Annotated in this window: 11 protein-coding genes; 3 read left to right on the top strand and 8 right to left on the bottom strand. The window is 64.6% G+C overall.

What is annotated here, in order from left to right:
- Positions 1-110: 110 nt before the first annotated feature.
- The 8 genes from ASD80_RS17610 to ASD80_RS17575 form a co-directional block, all read right to left on the bottom strand.
- Positions 111-1745 carry an MGH1-like glycoside hydrolase domain-containing protein gene (locus ASD80_RS17610; RefSeq protein WP_056235854.1) on the bottom strand — a complete coding sequence of 545 codons (1635 nt, stop codon included), beginning with the start codon at positions 1743-1745 and terminating at the stop codon, positions 111-113.
- A gap of 121 nt (positions 1746-1866) precedes the next feature.
- On the bottom strand, positions 1867-2994 hold the full coding sequence (locus tag ASD80_RS17605) for an ABC transporter ATP-binding protein (protein WP_056235851.1): 1128 nt from the start codon (positions 2992-2994) through the stop codon (positions 1867-1869).
- 128 nt (positions 2995-3122) lie between these two features.
- Positions 3123-4019: a carbohydrate ABC transporter permease gene (locus tag ASD80_RS17600; protein WP_056235848.1), complete on the bottom strand. Its 897-nt coding sequence runs from the start codon at positions 4017-4019 to the stop codon at positions 3123-3125.
- Positions 4020-4180: 161 nt separating this feature from the next.
- On the bottom strand, positions 4181-5074 hold the full coding sequence (locus ASD80_RS17595) for a carbohydrate ABC transporter permease (protein ID WP_056235845.1): 894 nt from the start codon (positions 5072-5074) through the stop codon (positions 4181-4183).
- A 52-nt stretch (positions 5075-5126) separates the two neighbouring features.
- Positions 5127-6428 (bottom strand): ABC transporter substrate-binding protein, encoded by a 1302-nt coding sequence (locus tag ASD80_RS17590; protein WP_082555407.1) that lies wholly within the window; start codon positions 6426-6428, stop codon positions 5127-5129.
- A gap of 176 nt (positions 6429-6604) precedes the next feature.
- A complete protein-coding gene (locus ASD80_RS17585) occupies positions 6605-7447 on the bottom strand; it encodes a phytanoyl-CoA dioxygenase family protein (RefSeq protein ID WP_056235840.1) in 843 nt (280 codons plus the stop codon).
- 434 nt (positions 7448-7881) lie between these two features.
- Positions 7882-10428, bottom strand: coding sequence for an ABC transporter permease (locus tag ASD80_RS17580; RefSeq protein ID WP_156460537.1), 2547 nt, complete (start codon positions 10426-10428; stop codon positions 7882-7884).
- Positions 10428-11132, bottom strand: coding sequence for an ABC transporter ATP-binding protein (locus tag ASD80_RS17575; protein WP_200950352.1), 705 nt, complete (start codon positions 11130-11132; stop codon positions 10428-10430). Before ASD80_RS17575 ends, ASD80_RS17580 begins: the two co-directional genes overlap by 1 nt.
- Before the next feature lie 193 nt (positions 11133-11325).
- Between ASD80_RS17575 and ASD80_RS17570 the strand changes: the two genes are divergently transcribed.
- The 3 genes from ASD80_RS17570 to ASD80_RS17560 all read left to right on the top strand — a co-directional run bounded on the left by ASD80_RS17570 (position 11326) and on the right by ASD80_RS17560 (position 14301).
- The gene (locus tag ASD80_RS17570; RefSeq protein WP_162247392.1) at positions 11326-11844 is read left to right on the top strand and encodes a heme-binding beta-barrel domain-containing protein; all 519 of its coding nucleotides are present in this window, start codon (positions 11326-11328) and stop codon (positions 11842-11844) included.
- Between the two features lie 324 nt (positions 11845-12168).
- Positions 12169-13479, top strand: coding sequence for a Gfo/Idh/MocA family protein (locus tag ASD80_RS17565; protein WP_082555404.1), 1311 nt, complete (start codon positions 12169-12171; stop codon positions 13477-13479).
- Positions 13480-13629: 150 nt separating this feature from the next.
- Positions 13630-14301 (top strand): GntR family transcriptional regulator, encoded by a 672-nt coding sequence (locus tag ASD80_RS17560; RefSeq protein WP_056235832.1) that lies wholly within the window; start codon positions 13630-13632, stop codon positions 14299-14301.
- Positions 14302-14372: the final 71 nt, after the last annotated feature.

Genomic DNA, 14372 nt, shown 5'->3' with positions numbered 1-14372 from the left:
GAGGACGGTCGATGTCTGCCCGGGAGCGCGGATGCGACCGCCTCCCGGGACATCTTAATCAGATTTCGTCGATACAAGCCCGAGGGTGACGGCCGGTGGATGACGAAAATTCAGGCGTACGAGGGCGGCACGAGGTCGGGTGCGCGAGTGGAAACCAGAATGCCATCCTGCAATGTCTGGACTTCGTTGGGGCCGATGCTGATCGGGATCGGGCCGTTTTGCGTTTCGATCGTGCCGGTCACTGACCGGGCGACCATGCCGGTGACGGAGAGCAGCTTGCCGGTTCGATCGGTGACGAGGCGGGTGCCGTGGGGGAAGGTGAAGCGCTTTTCGCCGTCGCGGCAGAGGGTGGCTGTGGTGCCGTCATTGAGCAGTTCGAAGGTGTGGCCATCGACCTTGCGGCGGTAGGCGGTCTGGTGGTCGATGTGGCGGTGGGTGGCTTCGCGGGGGACGAGGCCGGTGAACCACAGCGTGCCGTCGGGGCGGGGGAGGATGCCGCAGAGGCGTTCGACCAGGTCTAGGAGGCATAGGATCGCAGGTGAGTATTTTTCGGTGTAGCCGGCGGCGCCGGTGAAGGGGCTCAGGGTTTGCGGGAACGAGTCCATAGCGAAGAGGGCGGCGAGGATGGGCTGTTGGGCCCAGGTGAGCTCGACATGGCGGCCATGATGCTCGAAGGCGTGAGCGGCGCGGATGATGGAGAGGAAATTGGATGGGCCGGACCAGGAGTTCTGGCCGAAATTGGGGTCGAAGCGGGGATCGTCCAGCGCGATGGAGGTGAAGGGATATTTGGCGAAGAATTTTGAGGTGTTCAGCAGGTAGCGGCTGAGGGCTTCGGCGAAGAAGGCGTCGTCGCCCACCTCGCAGGCGAGGACGCGGAGCAGGACATCGGACTGGACGCGGACGTGATTGCCGTTGCGGTCGCGGTCGTAGAAGAAATGGTCGTCCGGGTCGTAGCAGTGGGTGAAGAGGGCCTTGAGGCTCCGGTCGGCCTTGTCGCGCCAGGGCTGGGGGTCTTCGCCCAGTTCGGCAGCGATGCGGGCGAGGTAGAGCCGCTGGCAGATGACATTGGCGGTCAGGTCGGGCGCGATGAAGGGCAGGACGGGACTGTCGGGATCGCAGCGCGCCGGGTCGTTGGCGAAGGGGCTGTCGGGGACGTGCCAGAAGCGGGCGGAGAGGTCGTGGCCGGTGTCGTAGGTGCAGAAGGCTTCGACGGCGCCGGTGTTGCGCGTGTCGCGATAGGTAGCGAGCCAGGCGTCGTAGCGGGACATGGCGGCATACATGCGGGCGAGGAAGGCGCGGTCGTGGTTGAGGGCGTAGTGGTTCCAGACGGAGCGGGCCAGCGGGGTGACCAGTTGGATCTGGGCGAAGGCGGGGCCGGTCTGGGTGATCTTGTAGGGGATGAGGCCGTCTTCGCGCTGGTGGGTGGCGAAGGCGGCATAGGTTTCGGCGGCGACCGAGGGCAGGAAGCGGGCCATCAGCTCGGTGTTGATGGTGCCGGTGCTTTCGAGCCAGCAGCCGTGATAGACGCCGCCTTCATGGAGGATTTCGGCCGTGACTTCGGTGGGCTTGATGCAGTCGAGGAGTTCGGAGACGGCCTGAGAGTAGCGGGCTTCGAGGCGCGGGGAGGAGGTGGCGAAGGCGATGTCGGCGGTTAGCCATTCGGTGAGCGCGGGGTGGTCGCGGTTGAGGCGGGTGGTGATGTTGGTGGCGCGGAGGCGGGTGAGGAGGTCGGAGTGGCTCATCATGGCTGGTACTACTTCATCAAGAACCGTCGTATGCGGGCCAAACGTCCCCCACCCTTGATCCCTCCCCGCAAGGGGGAGGGAGTCGACTGCGGCAGCGCAGACCGATCAGGAGACGAAAGCATTATTCACCGGCCTTGGCGAGGCGCTGGCCGGTGGCATCGAAGTAATGCGCGTCGTCGGGGTGGAGCGAGACGGTGAGGTTTTCGCCGTTGTGGTGGCTGGACTTGCCCGGCGCCTTGACCAGGATTGTCTGGCCGGTTTCGAGGCGGAGGTAAATGAACACTTCCGAGCCGAGATATTCGACCAGGGTGATGATACCTGTGACGGTGAGGGGACCGGAGGCCGACGGCTCGACCCCCTCCGCAGCCCTCCCCTCAAGGGGGAGGGGGCGATCAGCCGAAGATATGGTGAGCTGTTCGGGGCGCAGGCCGATGGTGATGGGGCCGTCAGCGGTGATGCCGGGAGGCAAAGCGATGCTGCCGAGGCCGGGAATGTCGGCGCGGCCAGAGGCGGCATTGGCGGCGAGCAGGTTCATCTTGGGTGAACCGATGAAGCTGGCGACGAAGAGGTTGCGGGGGAAATTGTAGAGTTCGTATGGGGTGCCGACCTGCTCGACATTGCCCTTGTTGAGCACGACGATGCGGGTGGCCATGGTCATGGCCTCGATCTGGTCGTGGGTAACGTAGATCATGGTGGTGCCGAGGCGCTGGTAGAGGCCGGCGAGCTCGACGCGCATCTGGACGCGGAGTTCGGCGTCGAGATTGGAGAGTGGTTCGTCGAAGAGGAACAACTGGGGTTCGCGCACGATGGCGCGGCCGATGGCGACACGCTGTTTCTGGCCGCCGGAGAGCTGGCGCGGCTTGCGCTCGAGCAGTTCCTCGATCTGGAGGATGCGCGCGGCGTCGGCGACCCGGCGGGCGATCTCATCCTTGGGCATGCGCAGGTTGCCCAGGCCAAAAGCGAGATTTTTCCGTACGGACATATGCGGATAGAGCGCGTAGGACTGGAACACCATGGAGAGGTTGCGCTGGGAGGCGGGCAGGTCGTTGACCACGCGATCGCCAATGGAAATGGTGCCATCGGTGATTTCTTCCAGCCCGGCGATCATGCGGAGCAAAGTGGACTTGCCGCAGCCGGAGGGGCCGACAAGGACGAGGAATTCGCCGGAGCGGACATCGAGGTCGATGCCGTGGATGACCTCGAAGCCGGAATAGGCCTTGCGGACTTCGCTGAGGGTGACTGAGGCCATGGGTTAGTCCTTGCTATTCGAAGTCGAGATGCTGGGGCTCTTTCGCTTGATCACCGATGGACCCCCACCCCCGGCCCCTCCCCTCAAGGGGGAGGGGAGGAATGGAGCCGATAGTCCGGCGAGCAAACTCATTTCAGCCCGCTCATGGCTATGCCGCGGATGATGAGGCGCTGGAAGATGATGAAGAAGAGGAAGATGGGCAGGATGGAGAGGATCGACATGGCGAACATGGGGCCATACTGGCTGGCGCCGTCCTGGCTGAGGAACATGCGCAGGGCCAGCGGGACGGTGTAGTCCTCGATCTTGTTGAGGTAGACCAGTGGGCCCAGGAAATCCTCCCAGGTCCAGATGAAGCTGAAGATGGCGGCGGTGGCCATGGCCGGCAGGCTCAGCGGCATGATGATGGCCCAGTAAATCTTGAAGGGCGAGCAGCCGTCGATCATGGCGGCTTCATCGAGCTCGCGGGGGAGCTGGCGGAAGAACTGGATCATCAGGAAGATGAAGAAGGCCTCGCCGGCGAGGAATTTGGGCACGATGAGGGGCAGGTAGGTGTTGACCCAGCCCAGGTTGAGAAACAGCAGGTATTGGGGGATGAGGACGACGTGATAGGGCACCATCAGCGTCATCATCATCAGGGCGAACCACATGTTCTTGCCGGTAAATTCGAGGCGGGCAAAGGCATAGGCTGCAAAGGAGCAGGAAATGACATTGCCGATGACCGAGAGGACGGTCACGAAGGTCGAGTTCCAGAAGAAGCGGGTGAAGCTGACCGAGAGGGCGTTCCAGCCCTGGCTGTAATTGTCCCAGTCGAAGGTGGCGGGCCAGAGCGAGAGGCTGCCGAAAATCTGGTTGTCGGGCTTGAAGGAGGCGGAGATCATCCAGATCAGCGGATAGATCATGATGAGCGAGGTCGCGATCAGGAAGACGTGCTTGAGCAGGCCGGCGCGTTTGGCACGGCGGGCGCGGGCTTCGCGGTATTGTTTCGCGGTGAGGGCGGTGGTGCTGATGCTGAGAGTGGTCGTCATGAACGCGATCCTCCGGCGAGCACGATGTGACTCCTCCCCCTTGACGGGGGAGGTTGGGAGGGGGTGTTGGAAGCCACGATATCCGGGCTCTCATCCCCCCACCCTTGATCCCTCCCCGCAAGGGGGAGGGAGACGACTGAGACGCTGGTGATCATCATCCTTCACCCCCGCTCGTTTTCGTAGTGGACCCAGTATTTGGAGGTCCAGAAGGCGATGGCGGTGAAGGCGGCGATGATGAGCAACAGCACCCAGGCGAGGGCGGAGGCGTAGCCCATGCGCAGATAGGAGAAGGCTTCGTCGTAGAGATAGACGGTGAAGAAGAGGAGGCTATCGAGTGGCGCGCCCGAGCCGCCGGAAATGATGAAGGCGCCGGAGAAGCTCTTGAAGGCCTCGATCATCTGCAGGACCAGATTGAAGAAGATGACGGGAGCGAGCAGGGGCACGGTGATGGCGAAGAATTTGCGCACCGGGCCGGCGGCGTCGATCTCGGCGGCTTCGTAAAGTTCCTGGGGAATGGCGCGCAGACCGGCGAGGAAGATCAGCATGGGCGAGCCGAACTGCCAGACGGCGAGGACGATGAGGGTCCAGAGCGAATATTTGGGATCGGCCAGCCAATAGGGGCCATCGAGGCCGACAAGGCGCAGGGCCGAATTGACCACGCCGTCGTAATTGAAGAGCTGGCGCCAGAGGATGGCGACGGCGATGGAGCCGCCCAGGATGGAGGGCAGGTAGAACAGGGCCCGATACCAGCCGATGGCGCGAATGCCCTTGTCGAGCGCCATGGCGACGCCGAGGGCGAAGATGAGCTTTGCCGGCACCGAGATGGTGACGAAGGTGAAGGTGACCTGGAGGGCCTTCTTGAAGCGGTCATCGAACTCGAACATGTAAAAATAGTTGTCGAGCCCGATCCACTGGGGCGGGCGGACGATGTTGTATTTGGTGAAGCTCAGGTAGAGCGAGGCCAGGATTGGGCCGATGGCGAGCAGGAAGAAGCCGATGAGCCAGGGCGCCAGGAAAGCATAGCCGGCGAAATTGCGTCGGAAGAATTTTTCCATGGGCGTGATCCTGTTTTCTTACCTCTCCCCCAAGGGAGAGGTGAAGAAGGTTTCAGGCCCTGGCCAAAATGGCCTTGGCCTGGGCCAGGAAGTCGGTGGCGACGTCGGTGATCGACTTATCGCCGAGGAGGACCGAGACGGCAACGCGTTCGAAGGTCTGTTCGATTTCGTTGCTGCCCGAGGGGGGCGGCGGATCGAGCGGCGCAGTCTTGCCCTGGATGCCGGCGAAAAACTCGACCGAGAGGGCTTCGGCAGCGGACAGGTTGGGCTGCAGAGCCTCGCGCACTTCGGATTGGCTGGGAATGCCGCGTTCGAGGCCGAGAATGGCTGTCATGTCGAGGTCGTTGACGAAGGCGCTCATATAGGCGGTGGCGGCTTCGGGATCGACGCTGTCACGCGTGAGGCAGACGAACTGGCTCGGCTGGACGATCGAGCCGGGGATCATGGCCGGGGTATTGGGATACATGGCCGCGCCGAGCGTATCCTGCACCAGGCCCTGGGCGCCCACGAGCTGGTTGCTCCAGACATAGGACATGGCCGACTTGCCGGTGACGACGCCGAGCTGGCTGAGATCGGATACGCCGGCCAGACCTGCCGATTCCGGTCCCGGAGGGGTGGCGCCGGCATCGCGGATCATCTGCCAGGTGCTCCAGTATTCCTCGACGATTTCCTGGGTGACGCCATAGCTGCCGTCGGGGTTGAACATCTTGACGCCCTTCTGGGCGGTGAAGTCGGAGAAGTTCTGGTAGTCGGCAGTGTTGTCGTCGGTGCCGGCAACGCCGGTGGCCTCCTTGATCGCCGCGCCGATGCGGGCGAGGTCGTCATAGGTGTAGCCGTAGGGGTCGAAATCGGTGCCGGCGACGATGCCGGCTTCCTCGAACAGGCGGGTATTGTAGATGGCCATGTGGGAATTGGCGCCGATGGAGAGGGCGTAGAACTTGCCGTCCACGGTGCCGGCATCGATGGCCGACTGGTCGATCTTGGAGATGTCGAGGCTCTTGCCGACATAGTCGTCGAGCGGGACGACGGCGCCGTTGGCGATATATTCGAACAGCACGCCATAGCCCTGCTGGATCACGTCCGGCATGTTGCCGCCGGCGATCTGGGTGGTCAGCTTGGTGAAATAGTCGGCAAAGCCGAGGGTTTCGCCGGTTACCACGGTGCCGGGGGTCTTGGAATTGTAGAGGTCGATGACGGCGAAGGTGCGCTTGTCGCGCTCCGGATTGCCCCACCAGAAATGGCGGACCTGCTTGTCCTGGCCGAAGGCCTGGGGGCCGAGGGCCGAAAGCACGGCAACGGAGCCGGCGGCGGCGCCGGCTTTGGTCATGAAAGTCCTGCGGTTCAGTCTGCTCATGGTTGTCCTCCCTGTTGAGCGATGCTGGATGGCAGCGGGGCGGTTCCCTCCTCCTCGCGCTGCCGACTTACGTACCTCGTGCGTTCCCGAAAGCTGGGGTAGATGGCCGCGCCGGACCCGGGAGAGATACTTGTAGACTGCCCGGCGCGGCAGCCTGTGGAGTGACAGGCTATAGGCTAGGCATTGGCCACCAGAGGCGGCTGGTGCGGCATGACGATCTTGCGCCGCTGCGGCGTCAACCGCGCGAGCAAAGCGGGGCTGGGCACGAAGCGGTGGCGGAAATAGCCCCAGCTCGGGCCGTAGCGATAGACGGTCATGCGGCGCTGGCCCTGGTTCACGCGGCGGGCGGCGCCGTGCATGATGGCATCGACGAAGATCAGCGCATCGCCGGCCTTGAGATGGACCTCCACCGCGCCGGTGACGCCATCGACCGAGGTCTGTTCGTCGCGCTTGTCGATGGCGACGGTCTGGGGATGGCGCAGGTTGGATTTGTGGCTGCCCGGAATGACCATGGTGGCGCCATCGCCGGGGCCGATATCGTTGAGCGCGATGAGCACATTGACCTGGCCGCAATGGAATTTTCCGGCATGGAAGCGGTATTGGGTGCGAATGGTGCCCATATGGCCGCCCGAATGGAGGCGCAAGGCCTGGCCGGGGCCGCGGATGGTGGCGAAGCATTCATCGATGAAGGCGGGACCGTGATGGCCGTCGAAATTCTCCGGATCGTCGGCGCCGATGAAATGGACGGCCTTGGCGAACCATGAGGGGTGGTCGATCATCCGCTCCCAGACCGGGCCGGCCTCGTACATCTGCTGCAGCATGACGCCTTCCTGGCGGGCGGGGTCGTTGTGCAGATAGACATTGCCGCGGAATTCACTGCCGACGAAGCCCTGCGCCTCATCGAGCGTAGCGTTGCAGGCGGCAAGTTCGGAGGCGTCGAGGGCATTGGGAATGACGAGGTACCCATTCAGATCGAACAGGTAGCGCTCCATGTCGGTGCATGGCTGCCGGTCGTTCATGCTCCGCCTCCCGCCGCCCGGTTTCCGGGTCATTTGTGCGGGGGAGGCTGGGATGAAGGTGAGGACCGTCCCGCCAACCGCGACCGCACGGTTGAGATCGTCTGCGGGGTCTCTCAGAAGGTCGATACGAACATCGGCCCGTTGGTTGAACGGTCAGGCCGAAGACATACCGCGTAGCTCACGCTTGACCACATACCCTGGCTGGACCCCTGGGGTCCATGACGTGTCTCCGGCCGATCCTGGGGGATTGTTCCCGCTCAGATGGGGCGAGATTGGCAAGCGCGTGGGCCGGCGTCAATCATAAAATTTGGGATGCGGAAATAATCGTTGTCATACAAGTGTTTAGGGCGAGTGTTCTTCCATACAAGACGGAATTTGCTGGGGTTTTGGTTTCACACTCGAGGGTGACGTTCGGTGGGTGGGGAAGGGCCTCCCTACAAATCCCGGAGCAGCCTCGCCGGCCGGGCTGACGCCGCGCGCAGGATTGTCATGGCGCCCAGGCAGGCCGTGATGGCGATGGCGATCAGGAGGACGACGAGGAGGGCGTCGAGGTTGAGGGTGAAATCGACGTTGAGCATGACCATGCTGACCAGCCAGCCGAGGCCGAGGCCGATGAGGATGGCTGGCAGGGCGGCGAGGATGGCGAGGATCAGGTATTGGGCGAAGGCGGTGGCCATCAGTTCGAGGCGGGTGGCGCCGAGAACCTTGGTGATGACGGCGTCCGCCTCGCGCTGGCGGCGGCCGGTGGCCAGGCTCCCGATGAGGACGAGCAGGCCATTGCCGACGGCGAGGCCGCCGACCAGGACGGCGGCGAAGGAAAGCTGGCTCAGGGCGTCGGTGATCTGCTTGAGGGTATCGCCGATGGCGATGAAGCGCAGGTCGGGGAAGTCGGCGGCGAGCTGGCGCTCGACGGCCTCTTCGCGGCCTGGTGCGGCGGTGACGGCGGCAAAGAGCGTGGTGGGATAGCTCTCGAGGACGCCGGGCGAGAAAGTGGCGAGGAAATCGATGCCGCCCTGCCAGGAATAGTCGCGGAAGGAGGCGATGGTGGCGGTGATCTGTTCGCCGAAAATGGTGAAGGTCAAGGTGTCGCCGAGATCGACGCCGAGGCCGGAGCGCAGGCTTTGGTGGAGGGAAACGAGGCCGGGGCCGGTGTAATCGGCGGGCCACCATTCGCCGGCGGTGATGCGCGAGGAGGCGGGCAAGAGGGTGCGGAAGGTGAGGGGCACTTCGCCGGCGAGGAGGAACGTGGCTTCGGGGCCGTTGGTGCGGACCGTTTCGGCGGGCTGGCCGGCAATCCCGGTCAGGGCGCCGCGCAGCATGGGGGTGGCGACGAAGCGGGGAATGTCGGTGCCCTCCCCGGCAATGGCGGCGAGGGCGTCCACCTCGTCGGGGAAGAGGTCGGAGGCGACCAGGGTGGGTACGTCGAAGGCCGAGGCGCCGAGGAATTCCTGGCGCAGATTGGCCTGCAGCACCAGGACGACGACGAGCATGGCGAGCGCCATGCCGGCCGAGACCACGACCGAGGCGGCATTCTGCCCGGAGCCGGAAATGGCGCGCAGGGCGTGGCGCGGAATGCGGGCGCGGGGCTCGGGCAGGCGGGCCAGAGCGCGCTGGATGGCGCGGATGAAGAGCTGGAACACCACGGCGGCGGCAGCGGCGGCGAGGCCGAAGGCGGCGACCAGCACGGCATCGCCGGTCATCAGCCAGGCGAGGAGGAAGAAGGCCAGGGCGGCGGCAATGAGCGGGATGACCTGCCAGGAGAGCAGCAAAGCGGCCCAATCGATCGGTGGTGCCGACAGGCCCCTGGAGCGGAACAGCAGCACCGGACGAATGGTCTGGGCCTGCTGCAACGGCAGATAGGCGAAGGCGAAGGCGGTGACCAGGCCGGCGGCAGCGGCCACGGCGAGGGCCTGGATGTGGATGGTGGCGGCAAGGTCGATGCCCACGGCGCGGCCGATGACGGGCAGCGCGGCAAAGGCGCCGCCGCCGCCGATGATGAGGCCGATACCGACGCCCACGGCGGCAAGGGCCGCCACCTGGGCGAAGAAGTGAACGAAGATGCGGGCGCGGGTGGCGCCCATGGACCGCAGGATGGCGATGACGCCGGCGCGCTCGGCGATATAGGCCTGCATGCCGGTCCAGACGGAAACGCCGCCGATGAGCAGCGAGCCGAGGCCGACAATAACCAGGAAGCGCATGAAGAGATCGTAGTGGCGCACCATGTCGCCCAGCCCGTCGCGGGCGGAACGGACGGTCCAGCCGCTATCGGCGAGGGCGGTTTCGAGGGCCGCCTTGCCGGCTTCGGCATCGCGGTCATTGAGCAGGAGTTTGTAGCGATACCAGGTGCCGAGGCCCGGCAGCGGCGAGGTGCGGTCGGAGACGGCGGCGAAGCCCTGATCGGTGACGAGGGCGGTGAGGCCGAGGCGGAAGCCGCGTACCGGACCGTCGGGCAGCTTGGTCAGGGTGCCGCGCGCCTCGAAGCTGGTGCCGCCCAGCGAGAAGGTGTCGCCGACGGCAAGGCCGAGCTGGTCGAGCAGGATGGGATCGAGCAGGGCACCGTGGGCCTCGGCGCTGGGGGCGAGCAGATCGTAAAGCGACTGGCCGGGGGGCAGTTGCGGGCTCAGCACCTGGCCGAGCAGGGGATAGGTGGGGCCGATGGCGGAAAGGTCGACAAAGGCGTCGCCCGCGGCGGATTCGGCACGCAGGTTGGTATCGATAGTGGTCGAGACCGTACCGAAGCCGGCCATGGTGGCCAGTTCGCCGGCATTGGCGAGGCGATCGGCGCGGGAGAGTTCCACATCGCCGCCCATCAGTTCGGCGGCGCCATCGTCGATGGCGCGGGTAATGCTGGCGCCGACGGAATTGACGCCCGAGATCAGCGCGGTGCCGACGGCCAGGCACACGACCAGCAGCAGGAAACGGCGCAGGTCGCCGCGCATGTCGAGCAGCCCGATGCGGACGGCGCCCCAGAAGGCGCCCATCATTGCTGCCCCGTGGTTTCGGTCAATTCACCCGCCGTCATGGTGAATACGCGGTCGGCGCGGGCGGCGAGGGCCGGATCGTGGGTGATGAGCAGGACGGCGGTGCCCTGCTTGCGGGCCAGATCGAACATCAGCTCGACCACGAGGGCGCCGGTCTTCTGGTCGAGATTGCCGGTCGGTTCGTCGGCGAGGAGAAGCGGGGGATTGGCGACCATGGCGCGGGCGAGGCCGACGCGCTGCTGCTCGCCGCCGGACAAAGCGGAAGGGCGGTGATCGAGGCGGGTTTCAAGACCCACGGCGGCGAGGGCGGCGGCGGCCTTGTCGCGGATCTGCTTCAGGGTGAGTTCGGGCGTGGCGATTTCGAGGGCGAGGCCCACATTGTCATGCGCGGTCAGCGAAGGGATGAGGTGGAAGCTCTGAAAGACGATGCCCAAAGTGCGGCGGCGGAAGCGGGCCAGATCGTCCTCGTTGAGGGCGCCCAGATCGGCGTTGTTGACGGTGACAAGGCCGGTGGTGGCGCGTTCGAGGCCGGCCAGCAGCATGAGCAGCGAGGTCTTGCCGCTGCCGGAGGGGCCGACAATGGCGACGACTTCGGCTGGCGCGACGCGCAGGGAGACGCCCTTGAGAATGTGGAGCGGGCGGCCTGCGACCTCCAGGCTGTAGGTCACGTCCCTGATATCGATGATCGGCGCGTCGGTAGTCACCTGAACCGTTCCCCCTTGTGGTCCGCCTGAGCGTCGATGTAGCCCGGCGGCCCATTGGCCGTGATTTGTAGCGCCCCGTCAGTAGCGAAATCGTAACAACTGCGTCAGATGTGTCAGATTTCTACTGACTCCGATATCTCTGCACTGGCAGACATAAACAGAATCAGATGTCACGGAGCAGCAGGAGGGTGCTTTGGCGATGAAGACGTGGTGGGGGATTGGTGTCGTTTTGCTGGCAATGCCGCTTGTGGGCCTGGCGCCGGCACGGGCGGCGGGCGAAGTGGCCTTGCTCGAATCCTATATCGGCAGTTGGCAAGGCGAGGGCGCGCTGGTGGGCGGCGACAGGCCCGAGCCGTTCCGCTGCCGGCTGACCATCGCCAAGGGCAACCAGGCCAAGGTGAACTATACCGGGCGCTGCGCGCTGGTGAATGCCACGCTCTCGATCAGCGGCACCATCGCCTATAATGAAGCCGCCAGGCGCTATGAGGCGGCGATGAGCTCCAATGCCGGCTTCACCGGGCTCGCCGTCGGGCAGGAGCGGGGTGGGCAGATCAGCTTCGACCTGCGCGAGCAGCAGAAGGATCGTGGCGGCAGCGATGTGCGCATAGGCTCGCGGATTTTGCTGGTCAACGGCAACATCACCGTGGATTTCGAGGTGGAGTTCAACAATTCGGGCGATGTGCTGACCGCTTCGGTGCCGTTCCAGCAGTAGGTCCCCTGACCGCAGTGCAGATTGTGATGGCTGTGTTCATCGCCTCCCTCCCCCTTGAGGGGAGGGAATGAGGGAGGGGGTCCGTCGGAGATCCACAGAACCACCCCCTCCCCAGCTTTGCCAAGGCCCTGCAGGCCAGGCGTCGCTACCCTCCCCTCAGAGGGGAGGGTGGGCAGGAGCCGATAGCGTGACGTTCGAAATGAACACGCGGGGGAGAGCCGGCGATGAAGAGGCGATTGACACCTGCTGTGATATGATCAATCTTGTATGGAAGATGTAACCGGCCGGTTCGGCCCTCTTTCAGCAGCAAGACCCCATCCTATCATGACCAAGAAATTCGCCATTGTCGGGACCGGCGGGCGTCACCAGATGTTCCGCGACGCGGTCGCCATCACCCATGCCGAAAGCGCTGAACTGGTGGGGCTGTGCGACGTGAACCAGAGCCGGCTGGCGCTCAGCGCCAACAAGGTGCCCGACAAAGGCGGCAACGGCATTGCCACCTATCTGGCTGAAGATTTCGACAAGATGCTGGCTGAGCAGGATCCGGACACGGTGATCGTCACCACGCCGGATTATCTGCATGACGAGTATATCGTGCGGGCGCTGCGGGCCGGCCGCAATGTCATGACCGAAAAGCCGATGACGATCGACGTCAACAAGCTCAAGCGCATCATGGATGCGCAGCGCGAAACCGGCAAGAAGGTGACGGTGACCTTCAACTACCGCTATTCGCCGGCGCGGACGCAGCTCAAGGAAATCCTGATGAACGGGACGATCGGGGACATTACCGCGATCGATTTCCGCTGGTATCTCGACCGGGTGCATGGGGCCGACTATTTCCGCCGCTGGCACCGCTACAAGGATAAATCGGGCGGGCTGCTGGTGCATAAATCGACGCACCATTTCGACCTGCTCAACTGGTGGGCCGCCTCGACGCCGAAAAGCGTGAGTGCTACCGGCAAGCGGGATTTCTACACGCCGGACATGGCGGTGAAGCTGGGGCTGGAAGGCCATTCGGAGCGCTGCCACACCTGCCCGGTGGCCAGCAAATGCGATTTCTACATGGACCTGGAAGCGGACGAGCCGCTGAAGGAACTCTACCTCGATGCCGAGGAGGATGACGGCTACTGGCGCGACAAATGCGTGTTCGCGGCCGACATCACCATCGAGGATACGATGCAGGTGCAGGCGCAATATGCGTCGGGGACGTCGCTGAACTATACGCTGGTGGCCTATTCGCCCTGGGAAGGGCTGGAGGTGAAATTCCACGGCACCAAGGGCGAGCTGACGCATCGCCATATCGAGGTGCATGGCGTGTTTGCCGGCGGCCATCGCGAACGCGGCGGCGCCGAGGAAGTGGAGGCGGTGACCACCGAACTGCACCTGGCGGGCGGGCTGCCGCAGAAGCTCGATGTGTGGCAGGGCAAGGGCAGCCATGGCGGCGCCGACCCGATCATGCTGGGCTATCTGTTCGATCCCGAGGGGATGGAGGCGGACAAATATGGCCGCGCTTCGGACCAGGTGTCGGGGGCATGGTCGATTTTGACAGGGATCGCGGCGAACCAGTCGATCGCGCGGAATGGGGAGCGGGTGTTTGTGGATGCGATGCTGAAGGAGGCGGGGATAGACCTGTAGGGAGGCTGGGTGGTCGAAAGGGAAGGCCCCCTCACCCGGCGCTGTGCGCCGACCCCGAAGGGAGAGGTAAAGAGAATCCTGTGGAAGCCTGCTATTGGGGGGAGCGTTGTGGGCGATATCCGGCTCTGGTCGGGGAGAGGAATCAGGGAAGTGGCCAGCGTGCTCGAGGCGAGTGAGGAAACCATGGCGCTGCGCGTCGTCGGCGCGCTGCGCGACGATATCGTGACCATGGCGCTGAAACCCGGCGACGTGATTTCCGAGAGCGATATTGCCGGCCGCTATGGCGTATCGCGCCAGCCGGTGCGCGAGGCTTTCATCCGGCTGGCGCAGCAGGGGCTGCTGCTGATCCGGCCCAAGCGGGCCACGGTGGTCAAGAAAATCTCGCCCGAGGGGGTGCGGCAGAGCCGCTTCATCCGCGAGAGCATCGAGGTGGAGATTATCCGCCGCGTCGCCAGCCATCCGGGCGAGGCCAAGGCGGTGCTGGGCGAGCTGATTGCCGAGCAGGAGGCCGCCTCGAGCGCCGATGACAGCCGGCGCTTCCACACGCTGGATGAGCTGTTTCACCGCACGCTGGCGCGGCTTGCGGGGGTGGAATATGCGTGGCAGCTGATCGACGACCACAAGATGCAGCTCGACCGGGTGCGCTACCTGACACTGGGCGTGTCATCGTCGCAGGTGGCCATTGGCGAGCACAAGGCGATTGCCGCGGCGGTGGGCGCAGGCGATGTCACCGGGGCCGAGGCGGCGATGCGGGCGCATCTGGCGCGGGCCGAGCTGCTGCTGACGCAGACGATCAGCGATCACCCGGATTATTTCGAGTAGCGCGCCGGCCGATATGCTGCCTGACTTTGTGAAAGTGTTCACTGACAGGCATCGGAGGTCTCGGTTCTTTC

Origin of the sequence: Devosia sp. Root635, from assembly GCF_001427605.1 — a bacterium.
Classification (GTDB): domain Bacteria; phylum Pseudomonadota; class Alphaproteobacteria; order Rhizobiales; family Devosiaceae; genus Devosia.
Note: the sequence above shows the minus strand (reverse complement) of the source record. Positions and strands in the feature narration are given on the sequence as shown.